At 68.4% G+C, this 25,294-nt stretch carries 20 protein-coding genes, 1 tRNA gene and 1 pseudogene; 9 read left to right on the forward strand and 13 right to left on the reverse strand.

The features are described from left to right. Window positions 1-193: 193 nt before the first annotated feature. The gene (locus HRL51_RS10710; RefSeq protein ID WP_172191764.1) at window positions 194-1,492 is read left to right on the forward strand and encodes an AAA family ATPase; all 1,299 of its coding nucleotides are present in this window, start codon (window positions 194-196) and stop codon (window positions 1,490-1,492) included. Continuing rightward, window positions 1,489-2,094: an RloB family protein gene (locus HRL51_RS10715; RefSeq protein WP_172119218.1), complete on the forward strand. Its 606-nt coding sequence runs from the start codon at window positions 1,489-1,491 to the stop codon at window positions 2,092-2,094. Before HRL51_RS10710 ends, HRL51_RS10715 begins: the two co-directional genes overlap by 4 nt. Before the next feature lie 190 nt (window positions 2,095-2,284). Here HRL51_RS10715 and HRL51_RS10720 read toward each other — a convergent pair whose 3' ends face one another. From HRL51_RS10720 to HRL51_RS10740, 5 genes are all read right to left on the reverse strand, one after another. After that, the gene (locus HRL51_RS10720; RefSeq protein WP_172119217.1) at window positions 2,285-3,796 is read right to left on the reverse strand and encodes an MFS transporter; all 1,512 of its coding nucleotides are present in this window, start codon (window positions 3,794-3,796) and stop codon (window positions 2,285-2,287) included. 74 nt (window positions 3,797-3,870) lie between these two features. Further along, a complete protein-coding gene (locus HRL51_RS10725; RefSeq protein ID WP_172191766.1) occupies window positions 3,871-4,680 on the reverse strand; it encodes an IspD/TarI family cytidylyltransferase in 810 nt (269 codons plus the stop codon). Window positions 4,681-4,791: 111 nt separating this feature from the next. After that, complete coding sequence (locus tag HRL51_RS10730; protein ID WP_172119215.1) at window positions 4,792-5,286, reverse strand: CarD family transcriptional regulator; 495 nt, start codon at window positions 5,284-5,286, stop codon at window positions 4,792-4,794. Between the two features lie 222 nt (window positions 5,287-5,508). Further along, window positions 5,509-6,213, reverse strand: coding sequence for a response regulator transcription factor (locus HRL51_RS10735; protein WP_172191768.1), 705 nt, complete (start codon window positions 6,211-6,213; stop codon window positions 5,509-5,511). Next, the gene (locus HRL51_RS10740) at window positions 6,210-7,493 is read right to left on the reverse strand and encodes a sensor histidine kinase (RefSeq protein ID WP_172191770.1); all 1,284 of its coding nucleotides are present in this window, start codon (window positions 7,491-7,493) and stop codon (window positions 6,210-6,212) included. Before HRL51_RS10740 ends, HRL51_RS10735 begins: the two co-directional genes overlap by 4 nt. Before the next feature lie 245 nt (window positions 7,494-7,738). Here HRL51_RS10740 and phoU point away from each other — a divergent pair, with 245 nt between their 5' ends. Beyond that, window positions 7,739-8,419, forward strand: a complete 681-nt coding sequence (gene phoU / locus HRL51_RS10745; protein WP_172119212.1) for a phosphate signaling complex protein PhoU — start codon at window positions 7,739-7,741, stop codon at window positions 8,417-8,419. A 193-nt stretch (window positions 8,420-8,612) separates the two neighbouring features. Here the strand turns inward: phoU and HRL51_RS10750 are convergent, their stop codons facing one another. Then, window positions 8,613-9,350: a phosphoglyceromutase gene (locus tag HRL51_RS10750; protein WP_172119211.1), complete on the reverse strand. Its 738-nt coding sequence runs from the start codon at window positions 9,348-9,350 to the stop codon at window positions 8,613-8,615. A 280-nt stretch (window positions 9,351-9,630) separates the two neighbouring features. On the opposite strand from HRL51_RS10750, the pseudogene HRL51_RS11810 reads away from it, so the two are divergent. Further along, window positions 9,631-9,914: pseudogene (locus HRL51_RS11810) on the forward strand (integrase core domain-containing protein); the annotation flags it as partial. 114 nt (window positions 9,915-10,028) lie between these two features. Here the strand turns inward: HRL51_RS11810 and HRL51_RS10760 are convergent. The 3 genes from HRL51_RS10760 to HRL51_RS10770 form a co-directional block, all read right to left on the reverse strand. Continuing rightward, window positions 10,029-10,358 carry a histone-like nucleoid-structuring protein Lsr2 gene (locus tag HRL51_RS10760; protein ID WP_172191774.1) on the reverse strand — a complete coding sequence of 110 codons (330 nt, stop codon included), beginning with the start codon at window positions 10,356-10,358 and terminating at the stop codon, window positions 10,029-10,031. A gap of 387 nt (window positions 10,359-10,745) precedes the next feature. Then, window positions 10,746-11,129 (reverse strand): RNA polymerase sigma factor sigma-70 region 4 domain-containing protein, encoded by a 384-nt coding sequence (locus tag HRL51_RS10765; protein ID WP_172191776.1) that lies wholly within the window; start codon window positions 11,127-11,129, stop codon window positions 10,746-10,748. Between the two features lie 127 nt (window positions 11,130-11,256). Next, a tRNA-Thr gene (locus HRL51_RS10770) sits at window positions 11,257-11,332 on the reverse strand. A 195-nt stretch (window positions 11,333-11,527) separates the two neighbouring features. Between HRL51_RS10770 and HRL51_RS10775 the strand changes: the two genes are divergently transcribed. Both HRL51_RS10775 and HRL51_RS10780 read left to right on the forward strand, forming a co-directional pair. Further along, window positions 11,528-12,976 (forward strand): amino acid permease, encoded by a 1,449-nt coding sequence (locus tag HRL51_RS10775; RefSeq protein ID WP_172191778.1) that lies wholly within the window; start codon window positions 11,528-11,530, stop codon window positions 12,974-12,976. Window positions 12,977-12,981: 5 nt separating this feature from the next. Beyond that, entirely contained in the window at window positions 12,982-14,010 is a 1,029-nt protein-coding gene (locus tag HRL51_RS10780; RefSeq protein ID WP_172191780.1) for an asparaginase, read from the forward strand. A gap of 244 nt (window positions 14,011-14,254) precedes the next feature. Here the strand turns inward: HRL51_RS10780 and HRL51_RS10785 are convergent, their stop codons facing one another. From HRL51_RS10785 to HRL51_RS10800, 4 genes are all read right to left on the reverse strand, one after another. Further along, window positions 14,255-15,790 (reverse strand): alpha/beta hydrolase, encoded by a 1,536-nt coding sequence (locus HRL51_RS10785; protein ID WP_172119209.1) that lies wholly within the window; start codon window positions 15,788-15,790, stop codon window positions 14,255-14,257. A 357-nt stretch (window positions 15,791-16,147) separates the two neighbouring features. Beyond that, a complete protein-coding gene (locus HRL51_RS10790; RefSeq protein WP_172191782.1) occupies window positions 16,148-17,383 on the reverse strand; it encodes a DNA polymerase III subunit delta' in 1,236 nt (411 codons plus the stop codon). Beyond that, window positions 17,380-18,141 (reverse strand): dTMP kinase, encoded by a 762-nt coding sequence (tmk, locus tag HRL51_RS10795; protein WP_172191784.1) that lies wholly within the window; start codon window positions 18,139-18,141, stop codon window positions 17,380-17,382. The genes HRL51_RS10790 and tmk overlap by 4 nt, the downstream gene beginning before the upstream one ends. A 59-nt stretch (window positions 18,142-18,200) precedes the next feature. After that, window positions 18,201-19,223 (reverse strand): LacI family DNA-binding transcriptional regulator, encoded by a 1,023-nt coding sequence (locus tag HRL51_RS10800; protein ID WP_172119198.1) that lies wholly within the window; start codon window positions 19,221-19,223, stop codon window positions 18,201-18,203. A gap of 143 nt (window positions 19,224-19,366) precedes the next feature. Between HRL51_RS10800 and HRL51_RS10805 the strand changes: the two genes are divergently transcribed. The 3 genes from HRL51_RS10805 (at window position 19,367) to HRL51_RS10815 (ending at window position 25,241) form a co-directional block, all read left to right on the forward strand. After that, window positions 19,367-22,585, forward strand: coding sequence for an alpha-mannosidase (locus HRL51_RS10805; RefSeq protein ID WP_172119197.1), 3,219 nt, complete (start codon window positions 19,367-19,369; stop codon window positions 22,583-22,585). Between the two features lies 1 nt (window position 22,586). Then, window positions 22,587-23,786 carry a glycoside hydrolase 5 family protein gene (locus HRL51_RS10810; RefSeq protein ID WP_172191786.1) on the forward strand — a complete coding sequence of 400 codons (1,200 nt, stop codon included), beginning with the start codon at window positions 22,587-22,589 and terminating at the stop codon, window positions 23,784-23,786. A 159-nt stretch (window positions 23,787-23,945) separates the two neighbouring features. Then, complete coding sequence (locus tag HRL51_RS10815; protein WP_244960175.1) at window positions 23,946-25,241, forward strand: ABC transporter substrate-binding protein; 1,296 nt, start codon at window positions 23,946-23,948, stop codon at window positions 25,239-25,241. Window positions 25,242-25,294: the final 53 nt, after the last annotated feature.

The raw sequence follows: 25,294 nt of genomic DNA on the forward strand, positions 1-25,294 counted from the left end.
CGCGGGCCGGTAGCACCACACCAGTGCTATCGGCCCGCGACGTATCTCAGCCCACGACACACGAGGCTCATCTGGGCGAGTGCTTGACGACCAGAGCATGGGATGAGGACGACCCTAGGCCGCAACAGCTCATAGATCGCCTATTTTCGAAAAAATCTTCCCTTTTTTACTAGAGATCTATATACTTGCCGACATGTTGCTCTCCTTCTCGGCTGAGAACTTCCGCTGCTTCGCCAACGAGGCCACGCTTGACCTCATCCACCCGTCACTCAAGACTGTGCGCCCCCATCAGGGAGCTTCCTGGGCCACCTCGACTTGGAGGGTCGCGGCCATCTTTGGAGCCAACGCCTCTGGCAAGTCCACGCTTCTCGGAGCCATCGACTGCCTTGTCGCTAGCCTCTCCGGACAACGAGCCCTCCTGCACCAGCCTTACTCCCTGAGCGATGCGAATCTGAATTCAGCCACCTCCTACGCTGTCGAGTTCATTCATGAGGACCAGCGCTACGAGTACCGCGTTGAGGCGCAGCCTTGGGGCATTACCCGAGAGGAGCTGTGGGCCCAGCCCTACTCGCGCAAGCTCTTTGTCCGCACCCAACAGACGCCAGACACTAAGCTCACCATCAAGGCCGGCCCCTCTCTTCGAGGAGCAACTCAGGAGGTACGCCGGATCACCACAGCCCAGGACCTGTTCCTCGCCATGGCCTTGCGATACCAGCACGCCACTCTCGCCCCCATCGCACATACCCTCAGCGAGATCCGCACAATTCACCACAGCGACGAGGAGCGCTCGGCGCGCCTGACCTGGCTCATGCGTCGCCTCGCGGAGCGCCCCACCTGGTGGAACACGTTATCTGACGCCGTCGCACACAGCGCAGACCTCGGTATCGCCTCAGTTGAGCTAGAGGAGAAAGAGGTACCCTCCGAGGCCCTTGACTCCCTCCGCCGCCTCCTTCAGGCGGCCAATGGTGAGGAGGTCGAGATCCCCGAGGCCGTGAGAGAGATGCTCGGACGTTCCCTCAGCTTCCTCCACAGAGGTCCCGATGGGCACACGCACTCACTGCCGCTGCAAGCCCAGAGCCAAGGCACGCTCACCTGGCTCGCCACGGTCGGCCCCTCCATCGAGGCACTACATGAAGGCAAGACTCTCCTGATCGATGAGCTTGACGCCAGTCTTCACCCTACACTCGTAGCCACACTGGTGGAGATGTTCAAAGACCCTGATCTCAATCCTCTGGGCGCACAGCTCATCTTCACCACTCATGACGCTACCTTGCTCGCAAACTCTCCCACACAGCTGCTTGAGGCTGGAGAGGTCTGGATGTGTGAGAAGAACCTGGCAGGCCAGAGCGAGATATTCTCTCTTGCGGACTTTGACAGTCTGCGCCGCGGGACGAACAAGCAGAAGCAGTACCTTGCCGGAGCATTCGGTGCGATCCCGATCGTTGACCTCTCACCCATTCGCCGAGCCCTCACGCATGAGGAGCCGAGATGAAGCGTTCCCGCTCGAAGAGACGGCCACCTCGCCAAGAGCGGCGAACCATCCTTCTCGTCACCAACGGCCAGGTAACTGAGAAGACATATCTCGACGACCTCAAGCAACGAGTCGATCGCAAGCGGTTCTCTCTCACTACAAGGTTCATTCCCGGTGAGCCACAGACTGTCCTTGAGGAGCTTGATCGCTCAGACATCTCCGCATTCGCCGAGGTATGGATCATCATCGACCACGACGGAGTTGATCGATCGAGCATCATCACGCGGTGCCGTCAGTTGTGCACAAAACGCACAACCGTTACTCCAGTCATCTCCGTACCGTGCTTCGAGGTCTGGCTCAATGCGCACTACGCACCCGTGCGCCATTACACGGACCAGAAGGACGCGCAGCGGCACTACCTCACTCTGACGGGCCTGTCAGCACAAGACGCCAAGAAGCTCGCAGGATCCTTCCCCTGGGAGAACGCTGCAATCGCTGCTCAGCAGTGCCACCTACCTGATGCTGAGTTGCCGCAGAAAGGAAGCCAGGGGTCTTCCCCTTCCACCACGATGCCTCACCTCTTGCACAGTCTCGGCCTTCTGGAGACCAAGGATCTGCACTGACGGGCCATCTGCCGCACACGATCGCATCGGACACATCGCTGGCCAGATAGGTAAAAATGCCTGACGAGCACCTCCACCGAGCCGAGTTCATCAACCGCTCCCTCGCCGACTTCCGCCCCAGTCCCCACCTTTGATCGTCGGTCCGTCTCCCGCGTCGCTACAGCCCGCCCCGCCTGCCCGCAGGCCCGGCTCAGTCCAGCTCCGTAATGTGCCCAGCAGGGTCACCCACTCGCAGCATGAGCACCAGCCCAGCGCCCAGCACCGCCACGATGCCGAGGATCCCCCAATAGCTGGCCTCACCGCCTACCACGCTCTTGCCGATCCAGATGAACAGCCCGTACATCGCCGGCGCCAGGAAGGAGACCGCGCGACCCGTCGTCGCGTAGAGCCCGAAGATCTCACCCTCGCGCCCGGTCGGAATCACTCGCGCCAGGAAGGAACGTGCCGCGGACTGGGCCGGCCCCACACAGGCCGACAGCGTGAGCCCAAGCGCCCAGAAGACCGCTGCTCCGCCGTCGTGCAGGAGAAAGACCAGCATCCCAGCCACCACCAGGATCCCCAGCGATCCCAGGATCACACGCCTCGGACCGAGGAGATCATCCAACCGTCCCGAGATAATCGTGGCGACCCCTGCCACGACGTTGGCGGCAATAGCGAAGATGATGACGTCGGAGCTGCTGAAGCCGAAGGTGTTCTGGGCGATGATCCCACCGTAGGTGAACACTCCAGCCAGCCCGTCACGGAAGACCGCCGCGGCCAGGAGGAACCACAGCACCTCCGGGTGGCTGCGGTACAGCGCCACCAGGGTGCGCCACAGCCTCTTGTATGAGGCCCACAGAGACTCACGTCGTGCCTTGACCGCACGCCCCTGAAGGACCGCTGGCTCAGACTCCATCGCAGCCTGGCTGCGCTCACTCCCACGCACGTCGTCGTCAGCCTCGTCCTGTCGGTACCGGCGCACTCCCCGTCCGGACTGGGTCAGGAGCACCGGGATCGCGCTGAGCCCGAACCAGGCCGCAGCCACGAGCATGGCCGCGCGCACGTTGAGCCCGTTCTCACTGGTCACCCCGAACCAGCCCACCTCAGGGTTGATGAAGCCGACGAAGAGGATGAGCAGCAGCACGATCCCGCCGAGGTAGCCCATCCCCCAGCCCAGGCCCGAGACCGCACCGACCTTGTCCTTGGGGGCGAGCGAGGCAAGCAGCCCGTTGTAGTTGACCGAGGCCAGCTCAAAGAAGACGTTGCCCACGCCCAGCAGCGTGATCCCGAGCCACAGGTAACCAGGCGCCGGCAGGACGAAGAACAAGCCTGCGCTGATCGCCACCACAACAGCGGTATAGGCCCCCAGCCAGAAGATGGTCCGTCCAGCGCGATCGGAGCGCTGCCCAGTGACAGGAGCGAGCAGGGCGATGCACGCTCCCGCGATGGTCAGGCCGAGCGAGAGGGAGGACTCGGTGACGTCCTTGTCGCCGAAGGCCGAGCTCGTGAGGTAGACCGTGAAGACGAAAGTGGTGATGACGGCGTTGAATGCCGCCGAGCCCCAGTCCCACAGGCCCCAGGCCACCACAGGCCATGTCAGCCAGCGGCGCGAGCCGCCCGGGCGGGTCGAGCCCGCGTACGGCCGCGGCTCGGCCTCGGGGAGGGAACCAGCGTGGGGGCCGTCGTTCTCGTGGGGATCAGCCGTCCGGCTCATGGGGGTCATACGGTGAGCCTAGGGCCTTACCGGTTGCCGGGCAGTGACTTCGCGGTGACGATCCTGTGCCGCGTCGCCGCCCGTCATCTCTCCAGGAGCAGCTGGGCCAGGGCCAGGTCCAGGGGCGTGGTCACCTTGAGGGACATGGGGTCCCCGGGGACGACGACGACGCTGCCGCCCGCTGCCTCGACCAGCCCGGCGTCGTCGGAGGCCGCGATCGCCTCGTCACCGGCACGGTCCGCACCCAGGCGATGAGCTGCCAGCAGGGTCTCCGTCGCGAAGCCCTGCGGCGTCTGGACCGCCCGCAGGCGGGTACGGTCCGGCGTCGCCGCTACCTGCTCCACGCCGTCGTCAGCGTGCCTCTGCCTGGCAGCACGATCCGCACCCGTCTGCGCCGGGGACGGTGACGCCTCCTCGGCGGCCCGGACCTCCTTGACGGTATCGGTAACCGGCAGCGCCGGGACGACGGCGTCGTAGCCAGCCTGCACCGCCGCGACCACCCGTTGGGTGACGGCGGGCGGAGTCAGCGCCCGGGCGGCGTCGTGCACGAGGACGACCTGGGCCTGCGGGCAGGCACGCAGCGCTGCCTCCAGCCCGCGCGCCACGCTGGCCTGCCGGGAGGTCGCCGCCCCGGCCACGACCTCGACCGTGGCCTGGCTCGTTCCCCCTAGCCCGGCCAGCTCTGCTGTGAAGACCTTGACCTGGTCGGCCGGTGCCGTGACCACGACGTGGTCGACGACCCCCGAGTCCAACAGGCCGCGTGCGGCTCTGCGTAGCAGGCTCTCTCCCGCCAGCGGCACCAGCGCCTTGGGCACCTGCGCTCCCAGCCGTGTGCCCGAGCCCGCAGCCGTGAGGACGGCGACGACAGCGGAGCCATGATGCATGTCAGCCATGGCCAGCACGCTACCCCACTCCCTGAACAGACAACCTGTTCGTTAGTCGGACAACCCACATGCCAGGTTTTGGGTTGTCCGACTAACGAACAGGTTGTCTGTACGGAAGGGTCAGGCAGCGGTGCCGGAGGCAAGGACCTCGTCGAGCTTGGACTCGGCGGCGTCCTCCTCGGTCTTCTCCGCCAGGGCCAGCTCGGAGACGAGGATCTGACGGGCCTTGGACAGCATGCGCTTCTCACCGGCAGACAGGCCACGGTCCGTGTCACGCCGGGACAGGTCACGCACGACCTCGGCGACCTTGATGACGTCGCCGGAGGCGATCTTCTCCTGGTTGGCCTTGAAACGGCGGGACCAGTTGGTCGGCTCCTCGGTCAGGGGCGCACGCAGGACGTCAAAGACCTTCTCCAGGCCAGCGGCGTCAACCACATCACGGACACCGATGTAGTCCACGCTGTCAGCCGGGACGAGGATCGTCAGGTCACCCTGAGCGACCTCCAGCTGTAGGTAGGTCTTCTCCTCGCCGCGCACCTTGCGCTGGCGGATGTCAATGATCCGGGCCGCACCGTGGTGCGGGTAGACGACGGTCTCGCCGACTTCAAAGGTCATAGGTGACGTCACTCCAGTCCGATCTGCGAGTACCCAGTTTATCAGGAATACCGCTAAATCCCAGGGGATTCTCCTCACAGCGAGAGGTCTTGCGCGCTGCAGGGAAGGCTTTTGGCGAGCGGCACCGCCGTCCCTGGGCAACGCCGTCGCCGGCACCCGCACCGGTGAGGGCCACGCCCGCCCAGGAGCCAGCCCCCCCCCCACCACAAGGCCCCGTGCGGCTCAGCCCCGGCTGACAAGCTTGTAGCCCAGGCCGCGCACCGTCACCAGGAGCGTGGGCTCGCTGGGCTCACGTTCGATCTTGGCCCGGATCCGCTTGACGTGGACGTCCAGCGTCTTGGTGTCACCCACGTAGTCAGCGCCCCAGACCCGGTCGATGATCTGCCCGCGCGTGAGAACCCGGTCCGCGTTGCGCAGGAAGAGCTCCAGCAGCTCGAACTCGCGCAGCGGCATCGCCACCACCTCGCCGTCCACACGCACCTCGTGCCGCTCGACGTCCATGGACACCCGGCCGGCCTCCATGACGGGCACGACCGGCTCCTCCTCGCGGGTACGACGCAGCACGGCGTGCACGCGCGCGACGAGCTCACGGTAGGAGTAGGGCTTGGTGACGTAGTCGTCCGCGCCGATCTCCAGGCCGACGATCTTGTCCACCTCGGAGTCCTTGGCCGTGAGCATGATGACCGGGACGTTGGAGGACCGACGGATCCGCCGGCACACCTCCGTGCCGCTGAGCCTGGGCAGCATGAGGTCCAGCAGCACGAGGTCGATCGGCTCACCGCCTCCGGCACGGCCCGACTCCTCGAAGAGATCGACGGCCACCGCCCCGTCCTCGGCCTCGACGACGTCGTAGCCGTCACGGCGCAGACTGAAGGCGAGCGGCTCGCGGTAGCTCTCCTCGTCCTCGACGAGCAGGATCCGGGTCATGAGTACGTACGTCCCTTCTCAGACAGGGTTCCAGGAGTGGCAGGCGCAGGCTGCGAGGCCCGGTCGGTGCCGGCGGGCTGGTTCGTCTCGCTGCGGGTCCGGGCGGAGGAGGGCTGCCCGCTCTCGGTTCCAGCGGCGTCATCCGGGCGCAGGCGCGGCAGGACGAGGGTGAAGGTCGAGCCGCGCCCGGGCGCCGACCACAGCTCGACCGTGCCACCGTGGTCGGCGGCCACGTGCTTGACGATCGACAGCCCGAGCCCCGTCCCGCCGGTCGCACGCGAGCGGGCCTTGTCCACGCGGAAGAAGCGCTCGAAGACCCTCTCCTGGTCCTCCTTGGGGATGCCGATGCCCTGGTCGACGACGGCGATGCGCACCAGGTCCGAGTCCGACGGGTCCACGGACACGCCCACGCTCACGCGCGTGCGCGGGTCGGAGTAGCGGATGGCGTTGTCCAGGAGGTTGCGCACGGCGGTGGCGATGAGCGCCCCGTCCCCACGCACCATGAGCCCCTTCGTGCCTCCCGCCACGAGCGAGATCTCACGGGCCTCGGCCGTCACGCGGACGCGGTCGACGGACTCGGCGACGACGGCGTCCACGTCCACGTCCTGCGGGCTCGCCAGCGCGTCACCCTCCTGCAGGCGCGAGAGCTCGATGATCTCCTGGACCAGGACGCCCAGACGGCACGACTCCTTGCTCATGCGGCCTGCGAAGCCGCGGACCACCTCGGCGTTATCGGCGTTGTCCTCGATGGTCTCAGCCAGCAGCGCGATCGCACCCACCGGGGTCTTGAGCTCGTGGGAGATGTTGACGACGAAGTCCCGCCGCATGTCCTCCACCCGCTTCTCCGCCGTACGGTCGTCGATGAGGACGAGGACGCGCCCGCGTCCGATCCCGGCCACTCGCACGTGGAGAAAGAACTGCCCGGAGCCCGGGACCCGCCCGCGCGCCACGGCCAGGTCCGCGTCCTCGGCCACGCCCGTGGCCCGCACGCGGGAGACCATCTGGGCCACGCGGGGCTCGCTGACGGCGTCCTGCCCCACGACGTTGAAGGTGTAGGCCGACGCCGAGGCCCGCAGGATCTCGTCATCAGCGTCCAGGACGACGACAGCCGAGCGCAGCGCCGCCAGCACCGGCACGATCGGGTCCTGGGAGGTCAGCGCCGGGTCGGGGACGACCGAGCGGCGCCGGTCACGCGCCGCCAGGCCGAAGGCGGTGCCAGCGGCGGTGCCGACAGCGACACCCGCAAGGGCGACGACGATCAGCAACCAGGTGGTACCCACGCCTCACAGGGTAGGGGGCAAAGGCGAGCGCGCGCGACCTCGTAGGCAGGCTCATGCCAGGTGTTCACCAAGCGTGTGCGCACGCGTCGCCAGCCGTTCACCTGGGAAGCACATCCTGAGCACGTCCTGCGGCCGCGGAGGCCTGCCACTACGGTGGTGCCTGGCGGCGGCACACCTCGCCCCGCGCGCGTTCGCGCGCCCTCTGCCCGGCGCTCCGGGCGCGACACAGAAACAGGAGCCGCCTCGTGCGCGTCATCTTCTACCAGGAGCTCCAGCAGCTGGGCTCTGACCTCCAGTCCATGGCCCAGCAGGTCGCCACTGCGATCGAGCGGGCGGCAGAGTCCCTGCGCAACGGGGACATCATCATCGCTGAGCAGGTGATCGACGCCGACGAGCGCATCAACGACCTCCAGCGCGACATCGACGACATGTGCGTCATGCTCCTGGCCCGCCAGCAGCCGGTCGCCGGAGACCTTCGCAACGTCATCTCCGCCCTGCGCATGGCTCAGACCCTGGAGCGCCAGGGTGACCTCGCCCGCCACGTCGCCGCTATCGCCCGCGGCCGCTACCCCGAGCCCCCGGTCCCCGAGCCCGTCCTCGGCCTCATCCTGCAGATGGCTGACCACGCGGTGAAGGCCGGACAGGAGGTGGTCCGCCTCATCGAGACCCAGGACCTGGGCCTGGCTGCCCAGATCCAAGCCAATGACAGTGAGCTGGACGCCTTGCACCGCACGTCGTTCCAGATGATCCTGGACCCGGCCAACGAGCTCAGTCGCCAGCAGGTGGTGGACGCCGTCCTCATGGGCCGGTTCCTGGAGCGCTTCGGCGACCACTCCACCTCCGTGGCCCGTCGCGTGGCCTACCTGGTCTCCGGCCAGCCGGTGCCCGAGACGCACGACGACGAGGACGCCGACGCCCTGCACTGACGTCACCGGCGCTCCCAGCCTCCCCGCCGGGGCGCCGTCGACCTCTTTCCGCTCCGGCCGCCGTCAGCCCGGCGCGAGCGTGCATGCGCAGACTGCACACTCACCACAGGCTCACGAGCGAGGGCTCGGTCCACCGGAATCCGGTGGACCGAGCCCTCGCTCGTCCCTGGGACGCGTTCTCAGGCGTCCTGCCTCACTTGCCCTGGTTGGCGACGGCGGCGATCTTCGCCTCCGCCTCGGGGTCCAGGTAGCGCCCACCCTTCTTGAGGGGCTTGAGGGTCTCCTCGTCCAGCTCGTAGACGAGCGGGATGCCGGTGGGGATATTGACGCCCGCGATGTCCTCGTCAGAGATCTCGTCGAGGTGCTTGACGATCGCACGCAGCGAGTTGCCGTGGGCGGCGATCATGACGGTCCTGCCGGTCTTGATCTCCGGGACGATCGTGCCCTCCCAGTAGGGGAGCAGACGCTCAAGCACGTCCTTGAGGCACTCGGTGGCCGGGATCGGCTCGCCGGCGTAACGCGGGTCGGAGTCCTGGGAGAACTCGGAGCCAGCCTCGATGGCCGGCGGCGGCACGTCGTAGGAGCGGCGCCACTGCATGAACTGCTCCTCCCCGTACTCGTCGCGGATCTCCTTCTTGTTCTTGCCCTGGAGAGCGCCGTAGTGACGCTCGTTGAGACGCCAGTTGCGCTCAACCGGGACCCAGTGGCGGTCAGCGGCGTCGAGCGCCAGGTTGGCCGTCATGATGGCGCGGCGAAGCATCGAGGTGAAGAGCTTCTCAGGGAGGACACCAGCCTCCTTGAGGAGCTCACCACCGTGAGTCGCCTCGGCGCGGCCCTTCTCCGACAGCGGGACGTCAACCCACCCGGTGAAGAGGTTCTTTGCGTTCCATTCGCTCTCGCCGTGGCGGAGCAGCACAAGGGTGTATGCCATAGCCCTATCCTGCCAGGCCGACGCCGAAAAGGACCAGGCCCTAGGTGTACTGGCCGGGGAGGGTTGGTTGAGCCACTGCGATCCGGGCGTGTGAGCAAGGGCAGGGCCTTGCTGGTTGAGCGGGACTGGCGACAGCGCCGCCTCAAGCCAGGAAGGTCCTCTTGTGTCCCACGCTAACGCAGCACTGATCCCGAGGCACCGTCTGATCGTCGCCCGTCTCGTCGTCGACAACGGCGTGCCGATCTGCGAGGTCGCCGCGAGGTTCCAGGTCTCGTGGCCCACGATCGAGCGGGTCCCGTCTGACAACGGGTCGGCCTGCACGTCACACCTGTGGCAGCAGGTCTGCGACCAGCTCGGCATCACGGTGAGGAAGACCCGCCCCTACCGGCCGCGGACCAGTGGCAGGATCGAACGCTTCCACCCCACTCTGGCCGACGGCTGGGCCTCGCCCGCTGCTACGGCTGCGAGCAAGAACGGCGCGACGCCCTCGCTGGCTGGATCCACTTCTACAATCACCACAGGCCCCACTCAGCCTGCGACAACAAGCCACCCATACCCGCTTGACCACGCCCCCGATCAGTACACCCAGGGCCTGGGACGACAGGGGCTCCGGCGTCGTCGAACGACAGAGCCTGGCCGTCAGCGCGAGGCCCTGTCGTTCGACGACGGCACGGAAGATCAGGCGTGAGCCTGCTCGTAGGCCTCGCGCACCCCAGCGGAGATACGACCGCGGGCAGAGACCTCAACCCCGTTCTCACGCGCCCACTCCCGGATCTTCTGGGTGTTGCCACCGGCTGCGCCAGCCGGACGACGGCGACCGGCACCACGACGCCCGCCCGTACGACGAGCCTTGCTGATCCACTCGGCAAGAGACTCACGCAGAGCAGCCGCGTGCTCGTCATTGAGGTCGATCTCGTAGGTGACCCCGTCAATCCCGAAAGTCACCGTCTGCGTAGCAGGTCCGTTGTCAATGTCGTCCACGAGAATGACCTGAGTCTTTTGCGCCATGATGAATCCTTTGCTTGTGAGGCGTACGCACGATCACGTAAAACATCGCCCGATTACAGGAAATCGTAATGCCACTCGCACCGGTGATGCAAGAGGATATTGGGGTCGATTTCGGAGCAGGGACGAAAGAGAAAAAGGTCGAATACTTTCGCTTAGGAGACTCCGTGACCGGCCTCGTCCTACGCACGCCTACGACGCCGCCTCACGATCACGAGACGCCAGGCAGCTTCGCCATTCAGGGCTGCCCGAGCTCTCCACCTTTTCCGGCCACGGACCCGGTACCGGCCACGGCTCCAGCGACGAGCCGCACAACTCTGCGTCAGACAGAATACGGCGTTATCACGCCATTTCGTGGAGCCACCTGTGGGAATCGAATCCACCACCTGTTCATGACGAGTGAATGCGTGTGGCGGTCAGCTGTGACACCCTGCCCCTGGACACGCCCATGACGGTGGCCGTGTCCGAGACCGTCAGCCCCTCGGCGCGTAGGGCGAGGGCGGCCTCGCGCCACGCGCTGGCGGCCTCCTTCTGGAGGCGGGAGGCGCGCTCGGTGGCCTGGCGGGCCGCCCTGACCTGTGCCGCGCTGGCCACGTCCGGGGTGACGGTGATGTCCCAGCCTGAGTGGTCGACGGTCTCCTCGATGGTGTCGAGATAGTCGACGACCTGCTGGCGGGCGTCGGCCAGGTGGGTGACCTGGGTCCAGCAGTCGTCGCCGTTCCACAGCTCCCAGCCGCCGCTCCAGCGGCGGGTGGTGATGTTGAGTGCACTCATTTCCTGCTCTCCTCGATGACCGAGGGTGGGGACGACCCAGGCGCCATCGGGTCGACCATTCCTAGGCTGCCTAGGGGTGCAGGGGCTTCCAGGAGATGAGATCTTTTGGCGTTATCGCGCCATTTCGTGGAGCCACCTGTGGGAATCGAACCCACGACCTATTCATTACGAGTGAATCGCTCTGCCGACTGAGCTAAGGTGGCACACTGCGAAAGCAGCGCAGCACACGCTACCGGCGCTGAGCAGCGATCGCAAACCACGGGTCACCGTCGACCACGTGGTTCTGGACACAACAAACCGCGCGTGTGACGCCTACACATCTCCAACCAGTACTACCCTCTCGCACGGTCCACCGTTCCTCACCACGGCGGACCACCTTCCCTACCTAGGAGGTACACATGTCCACCCACCCACCAAGCGCGGCGCCACATCAGACCCAAGACAAGGGTGACGCCGGTTACAACAAGGCCCTGAAGAACCGTCACCTCCAGATGATCGCCATCGGCGGCTCGATCGGGACCGGGCTGTTCCTGGGGGCCGGCGGGCGCCTGGCCCAGGGCGGTCCCGGCCTCGCCCTGGCCTACGCGGTGTGCGGCGTCTTCGCTTTCCTCATGGTGCGGGCCCTGGGCGAGCTAGCCATCCGCCGCCCCTCCTCAGGGGCCTTTGTCTCCTACGCACGTGAGTTCCTGGGGGAGAAAGGAGCCTATGTCACCGGCTGGTTCTTCTTCCTGGACTGGTCCGTCACCGTCATGGCGGACATCACCGCCGTCGCCCTCTACCTGCATTACTGGAGCGCCTTCCACGTGATCCCGCAGTGGGTGCTGGCACTGATCGCCCTAGCCCTGGTCTTCGTCCTCAACATGCTCAACGTCAAGATGTTCGGCGAGGCTGAGTTCTGGTTCGCCCTCATCAAGGTCGCCGCCATCGTGGCCTTCATGCTCGTGGCCATCTGGGCGATCGTCACCGGCGCCCCGGTGGACGGCTCGCCAGCTGGCTTCCACAACATCGCCGACAACGGTGGCCTGTTCCCCGAGGGCCTGCCCGCCGTCGTCGCCCTGACGCTTGGCGTCATCTTCGCCTTCGGTGGCACCGAGATGGTGGGCGTGGCCGCCGGTGAGGCGAAGGACGCCGCGAAGATCCTGCCCAAGGCCATCAACTCGATGATCCTGCGCATCTTCGTCTTCTACGTCGGCTCGGTGGCCCTCATGGCCGTGGTCCTGCCCTACACGGCGTACTCCGCCAACGAGTCGCCCTTCGTCACCTTCTTCTCCGGCATCGGCATCCCCCACGCCGGCGACATCATCCAGGTGGTTGTCCTCACCGCTGCGTTGTCCTCCCTCAACGCGGGGCTCTACGCCACCGGCCGCACCCTGCGCTCCATGGCCGTGGCTGGTGAGGCCCCGAAGATGGCTGCCCACCTCAACAAGCACAAGGTCCCCTCCGGCGGCATCATCATCACCTCGGCACTCGGTCTGCTCGGCGTGCTGCTCAATGCCTTCCTCGCCGAGGACGCCTTTGAGATCGTCATGAACCTGGCCGGCATCGGCATCGCCGGTACCTGGGCCGCCATCCTCGTCACCCACCTGGCTTTCCTGCGCCAGGTCAAGCAGGGCCGGGCCACCCGCCCCGACTACCGGATGCCTGGAGCCCCCTACACCAACTACGCGGCGCTGCTGTTCTTCACCGTGGTCGTGGCCTCCAACCTCACCTCGCCTGCCGGACGCTGGACCCTGGCGCTGTTCGTCGTCGTCATCATCATGATGATCGCCGGCTGGTACGCCGTGCGCGGCCGGATCCGCGCCGACCTGCTCGATGAGGTCCTGGCCGAGGACGTCAAGGAAGCCTAGAGAGCATGCGTATCCACATCACCTACACCGGTGGCACCATCGGGATGGTGGACTCCCCCCACGGCCTGGTGCCGGGGGCGGACCTGGAGGGCTGGCTCAGCACCCTCCTGGGAGAGAACGCCACCGGCCAGGACCTGGGGCGCGAGGACGTGACCCTCACCGCCCTGGAGCCGCTCATCGACTCCTCCAACGCCACCCCAGAGTCCTGGCAGCTCATCGTCGACGACCTGCGCGCCAGGGCCACGGGCCCCAACCCACCCGATGCCTTCATCATCCTGCACGGCACGGATACGATGGCCTACACCTCAGCCGCACTGTCCTACGCCCTGACGGACCTGACACAGCCCGTCATCGTCACAGGCTCCCAGCTGCCGCTGGGCGTCGTGGGCTCAGACGCTGCCCCCAACGTCACGGGCGCCCTGCGCGCTGCCGTGAGCGGGCGTATCAATGGTGTCACGCTCTTCTTCGGCCACCGTCTGCTGGCAGGCAACCGGGCCACCAAGACCAGCGCGTGGGCCTTCCGGGGCTTCGACTCGCCCTCGGTAGCGCCCCTGGCCCTGACCGGGGCGCCGTGGCAGTGGTCCGCACCCCTGGCCTGCGCGCACGGCTGGGAAGGCACGGCCCTGCCCTACACCCGGCACGACGTTGCCGTCATCGACCTTGTTCCTGGTATTACCGCCGCCCGGCTCAAGGCGATGGTGACACCCGAGCCTGAGGTCGTCATCCTGCGGGCCTTCGGCGTGGGTAACGTCCCCTCCGACGAGCCGGGACTGACCGACGTCGTGGCCGGGCTCATCGAGGCCGAGGTCGCCGTCGTCGTCACCTCTCAGTGCCATCAGGCCGAGGTCGTGCTCGGGCACTACGAGACCGGTGACGCCATCGCACGCGCCGGCGCCGTCGGCAGCCGAGACATGACGCTGGAGGCGGTCTACGCCAAGGTGCAGTTTCTGCTCGCCCAAGGCCTGCGCGGGGCCGAGCTAGCCGCCTGGATCGAACGGTCCATCGCCGGGGAGCTCACCGAGTCCCGGGACTGAGGCGGGCAGGCGCACTCTCGGACACAGGCACTCCCAGCGACCGTCTGGCTGTCGGTCCGTCAGGCTATCGGCCCGTCCGGCTGTCCGACCGTCTACGCCCCCACCGACCACCATGTCCCGGGCCGACCACGAGTGCCTCGACCGCCCCCCGTATTCGCGCACATACGGGGGGCGGTCGAGGCACTCGTGGTCTGTGGCGCTTTTCGTGGTCGGCCGGGCCTGTCGTGGTCGAACGCGCCCGGACCTACTCCCGCCCCCGGCAGACCAACTCGTCCTCGGGCATCACGCCAGCCAGCAGGTAGGCATCCACTGCCGTCGTCACGCAGCTGCCCGCGCGGCCGTAGGCGGTGTGCCCGTTGCCCTCCCAGGTCACCAACGCTGCGGAGTCGAGCTGGCTGACCAGGGCCTGGCTCCACTCATACGGCGTCGCCGGGTCCCCCGTGGTCCCCACCACGAGCACCGGGGCCGCACCCGAGGCATGGATCGGCGTCCGCTCACGCGCGGAGGAACGCCCCCAGGTCTGGCAGTACAGGTCCGAGTAGGCCAGGTCCGCCCCGAAGGTAGGCGAGGCCTCTGCCAGCTGCGCCGCCTCCTCCTGCCAGGAAGCTGGGTCACCCACCACCGGGTAGTCCAGGCAGTTAATGGCCCCGATGACCTCATCGCCATTGCCGGAGTACGTCCCATCGGCATTGCGCGAGGCGAAGAGATCAGCGATGTAGAGCATCGTGGACCCGTCGTTCTGAAGCATGGCCTGGTTGAGCGCCTCGGCGAGCACGGACCAGGACTCGTCCTGGTAGAGCACGCCGATCATCGCGTCCTCGGCCAGGGAGTAGGTCAGCGGCCGGTCCGGATCGGAGGTGGGCACAGGTGCGGTGGCGGCACGCTGCAGGAAGTCACGCACCTGCTTGACGCCGTTGTCCACCCCGCCGTTGAGCGGGCAGCCGTTGCCGGCCTGGCAGTCCTCGACGAAGGCACGCAACGCGTTCTCAAACCCCTTGGCCTGGCCCAACGTCATCTCACCGGCATTCAGCGTCGGGTCAATCGCCCCGTCCAGGACCATGCGCCCCACATGGGAGGGGAAGAGCTCAGCATAGGTCGCTCCCAGGTAGGTGCCGTAGGAGTACCCCAGGTAGGTCAGCACCTCGTCCCCGACCAGCGCCCTCAGGACGTCCAGGTCCCGCGCTGCCGAGACGGTGTCGATATGATCGAGCAGCCCCGGCGTCCGCGTACGCTTCTCGCACGCCGCCGCGTAGTCCGCCGTGTACGAGACCACCTGCCTCTGGGCCTCCTCGGCGCTCAGCTCGGCAGCCGGGGTCTGCCCCTGCCCGGCCCGGTCCTCGTCGAGCTCGGCGTCAGTCAGGCAGTCCACAGCGGTCGAGGCCCCCACGCCTCGCGGGTCGAAGCCGACGACGTCGTAGGCCGCGATGAGGTCGTCAGAGAAGTGGCCGTCCACCGAGTCCACGAGGGTCAGCCCGCTGCCACCGGGACCGCCGGGATTGACGAAGAGCGTGCCGACCGCCTCCTTGGTGGCCGGTCGCTTCTTCAGCGCGACCTGGATCGCCTGTCCGTCCGGGGCGGCGTAGTCCAGCGGCACGCTGGCCACGGCGCAGGAGAAGCTGCCGTCCTCAGTCTCCTCGACGTCATCGCCCTCGTCGCAGGGGTACCACTGCAGGTCCTGGTCGTAGAACTGCGCCAGGCCGGCGGGGACCGGGGCCGGGCTCCCCGTGGCGGCGACGGCCTCGGGTGCCGACGACGACGCACCGCCGCCGCACGCTGTCATGACGCAGGCCAGGAGCGCGGCCGCTCCGGCCAGGCCGGCACGCCTCCGGCGAGCCGGCCTGCGGAGGACAGGCGCACCGAGAGCATCTGGGACGGTAGTCGTGGGCGAGGGCGTCGTGGTCACCCCGGCAGCCTACGGGTACGGCGTCAGCCGGTCACTCCTCCTGGAAGCGGAGCCTGCCCATACCCACCACCGAGGTCGCTCCGGCCCGCGGGTGCAAGGAGGCCGCAGGCCGATAGCCCGCGAGCGCTCACAGGCCGTGCCTCGCGCGTTCCCTGCCCTGCACACGCCATGACCCACCTGGCACCTTCCGTGAGAGAGGAGAGCCTGCCGGGTACGCAGGAGAGGCGGAGAGCCTCAGGCCTGGGGCCGCAGCTGAACCATGAGCGCCTCGACGGCCAGCAACGGGGCCGCGTTGGAGCGCAGGCGCGCCCGGCACTCCTCGATCGCCGCGATCCGCTCCAGCGACTGGCTCGGACCGGTGCTGCGCGCTACCTGCGTCACGACCTCGTCCAGGTCGATGTTGACCCGCTCAACGTCTGAGCCCATCTGCGTGGCCAGCACGTCACGGTAGAAGGAGAGCAGGTCGATCATCGCCCGGTCCAGGACGTCGGTGCGCGCGCGCTTGGCCCGTCGCTTCTGGTCCTCCTCCAGCTGACGTACCTGGGCGCGCAGAGCGGGCGGCACCTTGGCGTCCCCCTCCATGCCGAGGGCGCGCATCAGCTCAGCCTTCTCCGCCGCGTCGCGCTGCTCGGTGGCCTCCTTGGCCTCGGTCTCCGCGTTGTCCACGAGCTCGGCCGCGGCCAGGACGGCGTCACCGACGCTGCGCAGGCTCACCGGCGCCAGCAGAAGCCGACGGCGTCGCTCCCAGGCACCGGGACCGGTCGCCAGGTGCCGGGCCAGCCCGATGTGCGACTGGCTCGCCCGCGCTGCTCGCGCAGCCAGCTGCGGGTCAGCCCCGTCACGGCGTACCAGGAGCTCGGCCACTGCCTGCGCAGGCGGGACACGCAGCGTCACCAGGCGGCACCGTGAGCGGATGGTCGGCAGGACGTCGTCGGCCGAGGGGGTGCACAGGATCCACACCGTCTGCGGTGGAGGCTCCTCGATGGACTTCAGCAGCACGTTCGTGGTGCGCTCGACCATACGGTCCGCGTCCTCGACCAGGATGACGCGCCAGCGTCCGGTCCACGGACGCCGCTGCGCCTCACCGATGAGCTCCTTGACCTCCTCCATGGTGATGAGGAGCTTGTCGGTAGCCAGACGGACCACGTCCGGGTGCGAGCCGCCCATGACGTCACGGCAGGCCTTGCACTGCCCGCAGCCCGGCTGCGGCCCGGTGCACTGCAGGGCGGCGGCGAAGGCACGTGCTGCGTTCGACCGCCCGGACCCAGGCGGGCCAGTGACCAGCCAGGCGTGGGTCATCGCCGAGGCGTCCACGGCGCCCAGGCTGCCAGCGCCCCGTGCCGCGTGGTCGTCCTCGCCCGCCTTCCCGGCGCTCTCGCGCTCCAGGGCGGTCACCCGTGCTGCCGCAGCCGCAGCCTGGAAGGCGTCCACCACCCGGTCCTGGCCGACGACGTCCTCCCATACGCTCATCGTGTCTCCTCCACCCCGCCGTGAGCGCTGGCGAAGGCCGCCAGGCCCGCCCAGGTGCTGCCGGCGCTCGTGCCGCCCGCGGCGACCCTGGACCGGATCAGTCCCGCCACTGCCGCCCTGACCTGGGCAGCGACCTCCTCGACGCTGCGCTCAGCCTCGATGACGGCAAAGCGTTCTGGCTCTGCGGCCGCCAGGGCGAGGAACTCCTCGCGCAGGGCGACGTGGAAGGTGCTGGGCTCACGCTCCAGGCGGTCCAGCGCTGCCCTCCTGCCCGCGCGGCGGGCCCCGGTCCCAGGATCCGCGTCCAGCAGGAGGGTCAGGTCAGGCAGGAGGCCCTGAGCAGCCCACAGGGACAGGTGCCGGACCTCCTTCGGCCCGAGAGCACGCGCAGCACCCTGGTAGGCCACCGAGGAGTCGAGGTAGCGGTCAGTGATGACGACGGCACCGCGCGCCAGCGCCGGGCGCACCCGGGTCTGCACGTGGTGGGCCCGGTCCGCGGCGTACAGCAGGGCCTCGGCACGGGGTGAGACCTCACCTCCGTGCAGCAGGATCCTGCGGATCTGACTACCGAGCTCAGTCCCCCCGGGCTCACGAGTCACCAGGCAGTCCACGCCCGAGGCCTCCAGCAGGGCGACCAGCCGCTTGATCTGGGTGGTCTTGCCGACACCGTCGCCCCCCTCGAAGCTGAGGAACAGGCCCGGCCCAGCCTGGGCACCGGGACGGTCTGCCACGGGGAGGTCAACGTGTTCCTGGGTCACGGTGCCAGGGTAGCGGGCAGCACCGACAGCAACCGGCCCACCTGGGCAGGGCTCGCTGCTCAGACCCGCTCAGGGGCTGGCAGGTGGGAGGAGTCCCGCACGATCAGGCCGGGGGTACGAGCCTGTACGGTCTGGCTCACGCCGTCGTCCAGGTAGTCCACGAGCAGACGCGTGGCGGTCTGCGCCATAGCGCCCGGGTCACGGTGCAGCGCCGTGATCGGCGGGTCGAGCAGGCGCAGGACCGAGGAGTCCTCCAGGGAGACCACGGCCACGTCCTTGCCGATCCGCAGCGCGGATCGCCGCAGCTCGGCCACGCCCCCGACCGTGAGGACCTCGTTGTCGTAGACGATCGCGTCGGGCACGCGTCGGCCACCGATCAGCTCGGCGGTAGCCTGGCCTCCCGAGCGCTCGGTGTAGTCCACCGCCTGGTCCACCATGATCTCGACCCCGGCACGCCTGCCCGCGCTGGACAGCGCCGCTGAGCGCCGGGCGTTGTGCAGCAGGCTCGCGGTGCCGCAGACGTAGGCGATGCGCTCACGCCCCTGCTCCACCAGGTGGGCCAGGACGCCGTCGATCATCCCCTCCTCGTCCCCCAGGACCGAGGGCATGCCCGAGGCGTCCATCTCGCCGACCAGCACGTAGGGCAGGGAGAGCTCGGCCAGGACCGGCAGCCGCTGGTCCTCACCACGAGGATCGACGACGACGACCCCGTCCACGCGCCTCTGCGCCCACCAGGTGCGGTAGGTGGCGATCTCCTCCGCAGGGGTCTCGACGATCTGGAGGACCAGGGACATCCCGGCCCGGTTGAGCTCGCCCTGCATGCCGACGATGAACTCGAAGAAGAAGCGCTCGGCGGACACCGCGGTGCTCGGGCGGGCGATCACCAGCCCCACCGCGCCGGCCCGGGAGGCGGACAGCGCACGCGCGGCGACGTTCGGGGTCCACCCCATCTCGTTGGCGACGGCGACGATGCGCTGGCGCGTGGCCTCCGACACGCCGGGGCGACCGTTGAGGGCGAAGGAGACTGCAGAGGGGGAGACACCGGCGACTTCGGCGATGTCCTTGATCGTAGGACGCTGCATAGTGCCAGTATGCCAACACTGATCGTCTTATTCCACCGCCACGAAACGGCTTGACCCCGCTTCTAATGCGCTTTAGTGTTGAGCCCCGCCACGGCACCGGGACCGTCGTGGCCGACCATCTCCCGCCGCCAACGGAGGCCGCTGTGCACGACAACCGCCCGATGCTCCTCAAGCACATCGATCGCATCCTGGACGAGCGGGTGCGCCCCGCCCGGACCGAGGTCGTGGCCGCTCTCGACGTCGAGGCCTGGGCCGTCACCGACACCACCGGCCCCGTCGCCGGGGTCGAGGGCGCCGGCGAGCCCGTGCCCGTGACCACGGCCCTGGCCCCCTCCACGCCCTACCGCCCCTTCGCCGTCCCTGGTGCGTGGGGACCGGCCTGGGGGACCACCTGGTTCCGGCTGGGCGTGGACGTGCCGGCTGGTCTGCGCCAGGACCACCTGGAGCTGGACATCGACCTGGGCTGGGCGGACCACTCCCCAGGCTTCCAGTGCGAGGGATCAGTACGTACCCCCGACGGCACCGTCCTCAAGGCAGTCAACCCGCGCAACCGCTGGGTCCCGGTGCGCGAGGAGGACCTGGACTCCTCCGGCCGCCTCACCGTCTACCTCGAGGGCGCCTCCAACCCCCTCATGCTGGACGTCCACCCCTTCCTGCCCACGGACGAGGGCTCACGAGCCACCCAGTCGCACGAGCCGATCTACACCTTCCGCACCGCCAACCTCGTGCGCGTGCACGACGAGGTCCGTCAGCTCGCCGCCGACCTGGACACCCTGCTCGGTCTGGCCCGCACCATGCCCGAGGACTCCCCACGGGCGTGGAAGGTCCTGATCGGCACCAGCGACGCCGTCGACCAGCTCGACCTGGCCGACGTCCCCGGCACCGCCGCCCACGTACGCTCCCTGCTGGCCCCGCTCCTGGCCGTACCTGCCGGCCCCGACGCCATCACCCTGGGGGCGATCGGCCACGCCCACATCGACTCCGCCTGGCTGTGGCCGGTACGCGAGACCCGGCGCAAGGCCGCCCGCACCCTGTCCAACGTCATCCGGCTGCTCGACGACGGCTCCCCGATGGTCTTTGCCCTGCCTGCGGCCCAGCACGTGGCCTGGATCCAGGAGGACGACCCGGCCCTGTTCGCCAGGGTCAAGGAGTACGTGGCGGCAGGCAGGATCGTCGCGGTGGGCGGCTCGTGGGTCGAGCCAGACGCCGTCCTGCCCTCCGGCGAGTCCCTGGCCCGCCAGCTGACCGAAGGAACCTCCTTCTTCCGCGACGAGCTGGGCACCACCTGCCACGAGATCTGGCTGCCGGACTCCTTCGGCTACACCGGCTCCCTGCCCCAGATCGCCCACCTGGCCGGCTATGACAGCTTCCTGACCCAGAAGATCTCCTGGAACCAGGTCGACGTCTTCCCCCACCACACCCTGTGGTGGGAGGGCATCGACGGCACCCGGATCTTCACGCACTTCCCCCCGGCCGACACCTACGGCGCCGAGGTCAGCGCCGAGCAGCTGGCCCACGCGGAGAGGAACTTCAAGGACAAGGGCCGCGCCTCCACCGAGATGTTCCTCTACGGCTACGGCGACGGCGGTGGCGGCCCCGTGCGCGAGATGCTCGAGCGCATCGAGCGCGCCCAGGACCTGTCTGGCGCCCCGAAGATCGAGCACATGTCCTCCCAGGACTTCTTCACCCGTGCTCGCCAGGAGTACCCCGACGCACCGGTGTGGGTCGGCGAGCTCTACCTGGAGAAGCACCGCGGCACGCTCACCAGCCAGGCCAGGACCAAGCGAGGCAACCGCGAGGCCGAGGCCGCCCTGCGCGAGGCTGAGACCTGGTGCACCACCGCCTGGGTGCGCGGGCTGCTCCAGGACGACGCCTACCCCGCCGCCCTCCTCCACGAGCTGTGGCGCACGACCCTGCTGTGCCAGTTCCACGACATCCTGCCTGGCTCCTCGATCGCCTGGGTCTACGAGGACGCCGAGGTCGCCCAGGCCCAGGTCATCGCGACCGCTCGCGCCCTGGCCGCCCAGGCTCGTGCCGCGCTGGCCGACGGCGTGCCCGCCACCCCGCTGACCGAGCCCCTTCCCCAGGCGCCGCGAGGCGAGCTGCCCCAGGCCCCTGAGCCGGTCCGCCAGGCGGCCCGAGCCGAGTCCGGGACGCGCCTGGTCTTCAACACCGCGCCGGTCGCGCGTCGTGTGGGCGGCACGCAGGTGCCGGCGCTCGGCGCCGCCGTCGTCCCCGCTGACCAGCAGACGCGTGTCCAGGCCCGGGCGGAGCGCACCGCCGAGGGCGGAGTCCTGGAACTCGGCGGCACCCGCGTCACCCTCGACGCCACCGGAGCCGTCACCTCCCTGCTCCTGACCGACGCCGACGGCGCCACGCAGGAGGTCGTCCCACCGGCCCAGTACCTGGGCGTGCTCCAGCTGGCCAACGACTTCCCCAACGAGTGGGACGCCTGGGACCTCGACCCCTTCTACCGCAGCTCCGTCCAGGACCTGCCTGGCACGCTCAGCGAGGTGGCTGTCGTCGACGGCGCAGCGCAGGCCGTCGTCGACGTCGTCTTCGGCACCTCCTCGGCACGTATGACGTGGCGACTGGACCCCGACAGCGAGGCCCTGGCGGTGACGGTGGAGGTCTCCTGGCACGAGACGGAGAAGGTCCTCAAGCTCGCCTTCCCCGTGGACGTCCATACCGACGAGGCCACCTACGGCGCGCAGTTCGGGCACCTGCGCCGACCCACCCACGAGAACACCTCCTGGGACGCCTACCGTTTCGAGGTCTGCGCCCACAAGTGGCTACAGGTCGGAGAGAGCGGCCGAGGCCTGGGAATCGTCAACGACGCCACCTACGGCTGGGACGTCACACGCCACGCCCGCCAGGGCGGCGCGACCTGGTCACTGGTACGCGCCACGCTGCTGCGCTCGGCACGCTACCCCGACCCCGCCCAGGACCAGGGTGAGCAGGCCTTCCGATTCGCCCTGCTCCCGGCGGCCTGCGCCGCCCCGGCCCGTGATGAGGCCTACCGTCTCGACCTACCTGCGCGTGAGCTGCCCGTGGGAGCTGACGTCGTCGCCGTCGCCCCGCTGGTGGAGGTCACCGGCGCGGTCATCGAGTCCCTGCACGCCGCTGACGACGCCTCCGGCGACGTGCTCGTGCGACTGTACGAGGCCGACGGACGCCGCAGCCGCGTGACGCTGCACGCCCCGGAGCTGCGTGACGCCACCGGCACGGACCTGCACGGCACGCCGTCGAGCGAGCTCGGTGTCCAGGTCACACCCGTGGACGGCCAGGACGCCACCTGGGCCTTCGACCTCCACCCCTTCGGTATCGCCACCGTCCGTCTGCGCTCGGAGAGGAGCCACTGACATGCGCTTCGGAGTCAACTACACCCCTCGGGTGGGCTGGTTCCACTCCTGGCTGGACCTGGACCCGGCACTCGTCGCCGAGGACATGGCCACGATCCGCTCGATCGGGGCCGACCACGTGCGGATCTTCCCGCTGTGGCCGCTGCTCCAGCCCAACCGCACGCTGATCCGTCCCACCGCGGTCGACGACGTCATGAGCGTGGTCGACCTGGCCGGGGAGGCTGGGCTGACGGTGACTGTCGACGCCCTCCAGGGCCACCTGTCCTCCTTCGACTTCCTGCCCTCGTGGGTGAGCACCTGGCACGAGCGCAACCTCTTCACCGACCCCGACGTGGTCAGCGGCGAGGCCGCGCTGGTGCGCACCCTGGCCCGCGAGCTCTCCCCGCGCCCGCACGCCGAGGGACTGAGCGTCGGCAACGAGTTCATCCAGTTCGCGGCCTCGCGCCACCCCTCCCCCTCCGTCATGACGGCCGCCGACGCGCGCCGCTGGCTGGAGACGATGCTGGGAGCCGCCCGCCAGGAGTGGGAGGACGGGTGCCTGACCCACTCCTTCGACGACGACCTGTGGTTCGACGACTCCCACCCCTTCGGCCCCGAGCACGCCGCAAGCCTGGGCGACCTGACCACCGTGCACTCCTGGGTCTTCATGCAGGTGGGCCCGCGCTACGGGGAGGGTCACCCCGCACTGGCGCTCTTCGCCCGTTACCTCGTGGAGCTGGCCCGGGCCTGGGGCGCTCCAGGCCGCAAGGTCTGGCTCCAGGAGGTCGGGGCCCCGGTCACCCACGTCCCGGCCTCGACAGCACCGGACTTCCTGCGTGAGACCATCGCCCACCTCACAGGTCTGGACGGACAGCCGGCAGCCCAGGACCTGACGGCGGTGACGTGGTGGTGCTCCCATGACGTCTCGCGCGAGCTCGCGGACTTCCCCGAGCTGGAGCACTCGCTCGGCCTCATTGCCTCCGACGGGACGGTCAAGCCTGTGGGCAAGGCCTTCCGCGACACGGTTCGCGAGGTGCACGAGCACGAGTCGAGGACGACGGCGTCGCCTGCGGCACTGGCTGCCGTCCCACAGGCACCCGTCCTCACCCTGCCCACCATCGACCCTGCCCACCGCTCAGTCGCCGGGCCGCGCTCGGAGCTGTTCGACCAGTGGGTCCGTCTGGCAGCCGACGGTCCCGCCCCCTTGCTTCGGCTTCCCTGAGGCCGAACGGCCCAGGACTGTGACCGGTCCTGGGCCGCAAGCCCGGTGCTCCGCTTCTCACATCACGACCGGATAGCATCTGGCCTCTCGTGACTAAACCGATGTAGTATCGGTTTTGTCATCCAACCAATACTCACCACTTCAACGATGAAGGGACACATGATGATCCTCTCCCGCCGCTCCGCACTGGTCGGCCTGTCAGTCGCCACGGCCGCCACCCTGGCAGCCTGCACCGGGTCCAACGGTTCCACCTCCTCATCGGGCTCTGGCGCCTCGGCAGGCTCCGGCACGCTCTCCGGCGAGATCACCTTCCAGACCTGGTCACTGAAGAACGAGAAGTTCACCCCCTACTTCGAGGACCTCATCAAGGACTTCGAGGAGCAGAACCCTGGCACCACCATCAAGTGGATCGACCAGCCCGGCGAGGGCTACGAGGAGAAGGTCCTCCAGCAGGTCAACTCCGAGGAGCTCCCGGACGTCGTCAACCTGCCTGAGGGATTTGCCTACAAGCTGGCCAAGGTGTCCCAGCTCGTTGATCTCAGGTCTGCCGACAAGGCCCTGCTGGACAGCTACGTCCAGGGCGCCGTTGAGGCCTACACCTATGAGGACGTCGAGGGCGGCACCTTCGGCTACCCGTGGTACCTGGGCACGGACGTGTGCTGGTGGAACACCGAGATGCTGGCCAAGGCCGGTCTGGATGCCGCCAACGCTCCTACGGACCTGGACGCCTACCTGGAGTGGTGCAAGACCGCCGCCGCCCAGCAGGTCTACCTGGCTTCCTCCATGCCGACCGTCACCGACATCAAGGACTACGGGGTCGAGGTCTTTGACGGTGAGAAATTCATCTTCAACACGGACAAGGCGGCCGAGCTGCTGGACAAGTACGTCGAGATCTACAAGGCCGGCGCCATGCCCGCCGAGGCACTTAACGACAACTACACCGGCAACGCCACGATGTTCACCCAGGGGAAGGTCGGCTTCACCACGGCCACCGGCTCCTTCGTCAACCAGATGACCAACGACTCGCCCAACCTGCTGGACAAGGTCGCGGTCTCCTCACGCTTCACCGTCGCCCCGCTGTACATCCAGGGCCTGTCGGTCTCGGCAACCTCGAAGAACCCTGACCTGGCCCTGGCCTTCGCCCAGTTCGCCACGAACAACGCCAACCAGGTCGAGTTCGTCAAGCTGGCTCAGGGCTTCATGCCTGGCACGGTCGAGGGCAACGAGAACCCCGACTCCTTCACCGGGGACGTGGACTCCGACCTCATGAAGGACGCCATCGCCCTGGCCGCCGCCGCCATGCCCAAGGCCGAGCTTGTCAAGCCGATCTCCTACAGCGACGACATGCAGTCCTACGTCCAGCAGCAGTTCGCCCTGGCTCTCAAGGGTGACATCTCCTCCAAGGAGGCCCTGGACGCTGCCGTGGCCTACTGCAACGACAACCTGAGCGACTGACGCCACCCGGTCCGAGGGGAGGGCAGGGTCCCTCCCCTCGGCCCCCTGTCGGT

The sequence above is a fragment of the Actinomyces faecalis genome (assembly GCF_013184985.2).
GTDB classification, from domain to species: domain Bacteria; phylum Actinomycetota; class Actinomycetes; order Actinomycetales; family Actinomycetaceae; genus Actinomyces; species Actinomyces faecalis.

What these genes read in the sequence shown, in the direction of transcription:
- HRL51_RS10710 (WP_172191764.1), top strand. Translation starts at nt 194, where the DNA reads ATGTTGCTCTCCTTCTCGGCTGAGAACTTCCGCTGCTTCGCCAACGAG.
- HRL51_RS10715 (WP_172119218.1), top strand. Translation starts at nt 1,489, where the DNA reads ATGAAGCGTTCCCGCTCGAAGAGACGGCCACCTCGCCAAGAGCGGCGA.
- HRL51_RS10720 (WP_172119217.1), bottom strand. Translation starts at nt 3,796, where the DNA reads ATGACCCCCATGAGCCGGACGGCTGATCCCCACGAGAACGACGGCCCC.
- HRL51_RS10725 (WP_172191766.1), bottom strand. Translation starts at nt 4,680, where the DNA reads ATGGCTGACATGCATCATGGCTCCGCTGTCGTCGCCGTCCTCACGGCT.
- HRL51_RS10730 (WP_172119215.1), bottom strand. Translation starts at nt 5,286, where the DNA reads ATGACCTTTGAAGTCGGCGAGACCGTCGTCTACCCGCACCACGGTGCG.
- HRL51_RS10735 (WP_172191768.1), bottom strand. Translation starts at nt 6,213, where the DNA reads ATGACCCGGATCCTGCTCGTCGAGGACGAGGAGAGCTACCGCGAGCCG.
- HRL51_RS10750 (WP_172119211.1), bottom strand. Translation starts at nt 9,350, where the DNA reads ATGGCATACACCCTTGTGCTGCTCCGCCACGGCGAGAGCGAATGGAAC.
- HRL51_RS10760 (WP_172191774.1), bottom strand. Translation starts at nt 10,358, where the DNA reads ATGGCGCAAAAGACTCAGGTCATTCTCGTGGACGACATTGACAACGGA.
- HRL51_RS10765 (WP_172191776.1), bottom strand. Translation starts at nt 11,129, where the DNA reads ATGAGTGCACTCAACATCACCACCCGCCGCTGGAGCGGCGGCTGGGAG.
- HRL51_RS10775 (WP_172191778.1), top strand. Translation starts at nt 11,528, where the DNA reads ATGTCCACCCACCCACCAAGCGCGGCGCCACATCAGACCCAAGACAAG.
- HRL51_RS10780 (WP_172191780.1), top strand. Translation starts at nt 12,982, where the DNA reads ATGCGTATCCACATCACCTACACCGGTGGCACCATCGGGATGGTGGAC.
- HRL51_RS10785 (WP_172119209.1), bottom strand. Translation starts at nt 15,790, where the DNA reads ATGACAGCGTGCGGCGGCGGTGCGTCGTCGTCGGCACCCGAGGCCGTC.
- HRL51_RS10790 (WP_172191782.1), bottom strand. Translation starts at nt 17,383, where the DNA reads ATGAGCGTATGGGAGGACGTCGTCGGCCAGGACCGGGTGGTGGACGCC.
- HRL51_RS10800 (WP_172119198.1), bottom strand. Translation starts at nt 19,223, where the DNA reads ATGCAGCGTCCTACGATCAAGGACATCGCCGAAGTCGCCGGTGTCTCC.
- HRL51_RS10810 (WP_172191786.1), top strand. Translation starts at nt 22,587, where the DNA reads ATGCGCTTCGGAGTCAACTACACCCCTCGGGTGGGCTGGTTCCACTCC.
- HRL51_RS10815 (WP_244960175.1), top strand. Translation starts at nt 23,946, where the DNA reads ATGATGATCCTCTCCCGCCGCTCCGCACTGGTCGGCCTGTCAGTCGCC.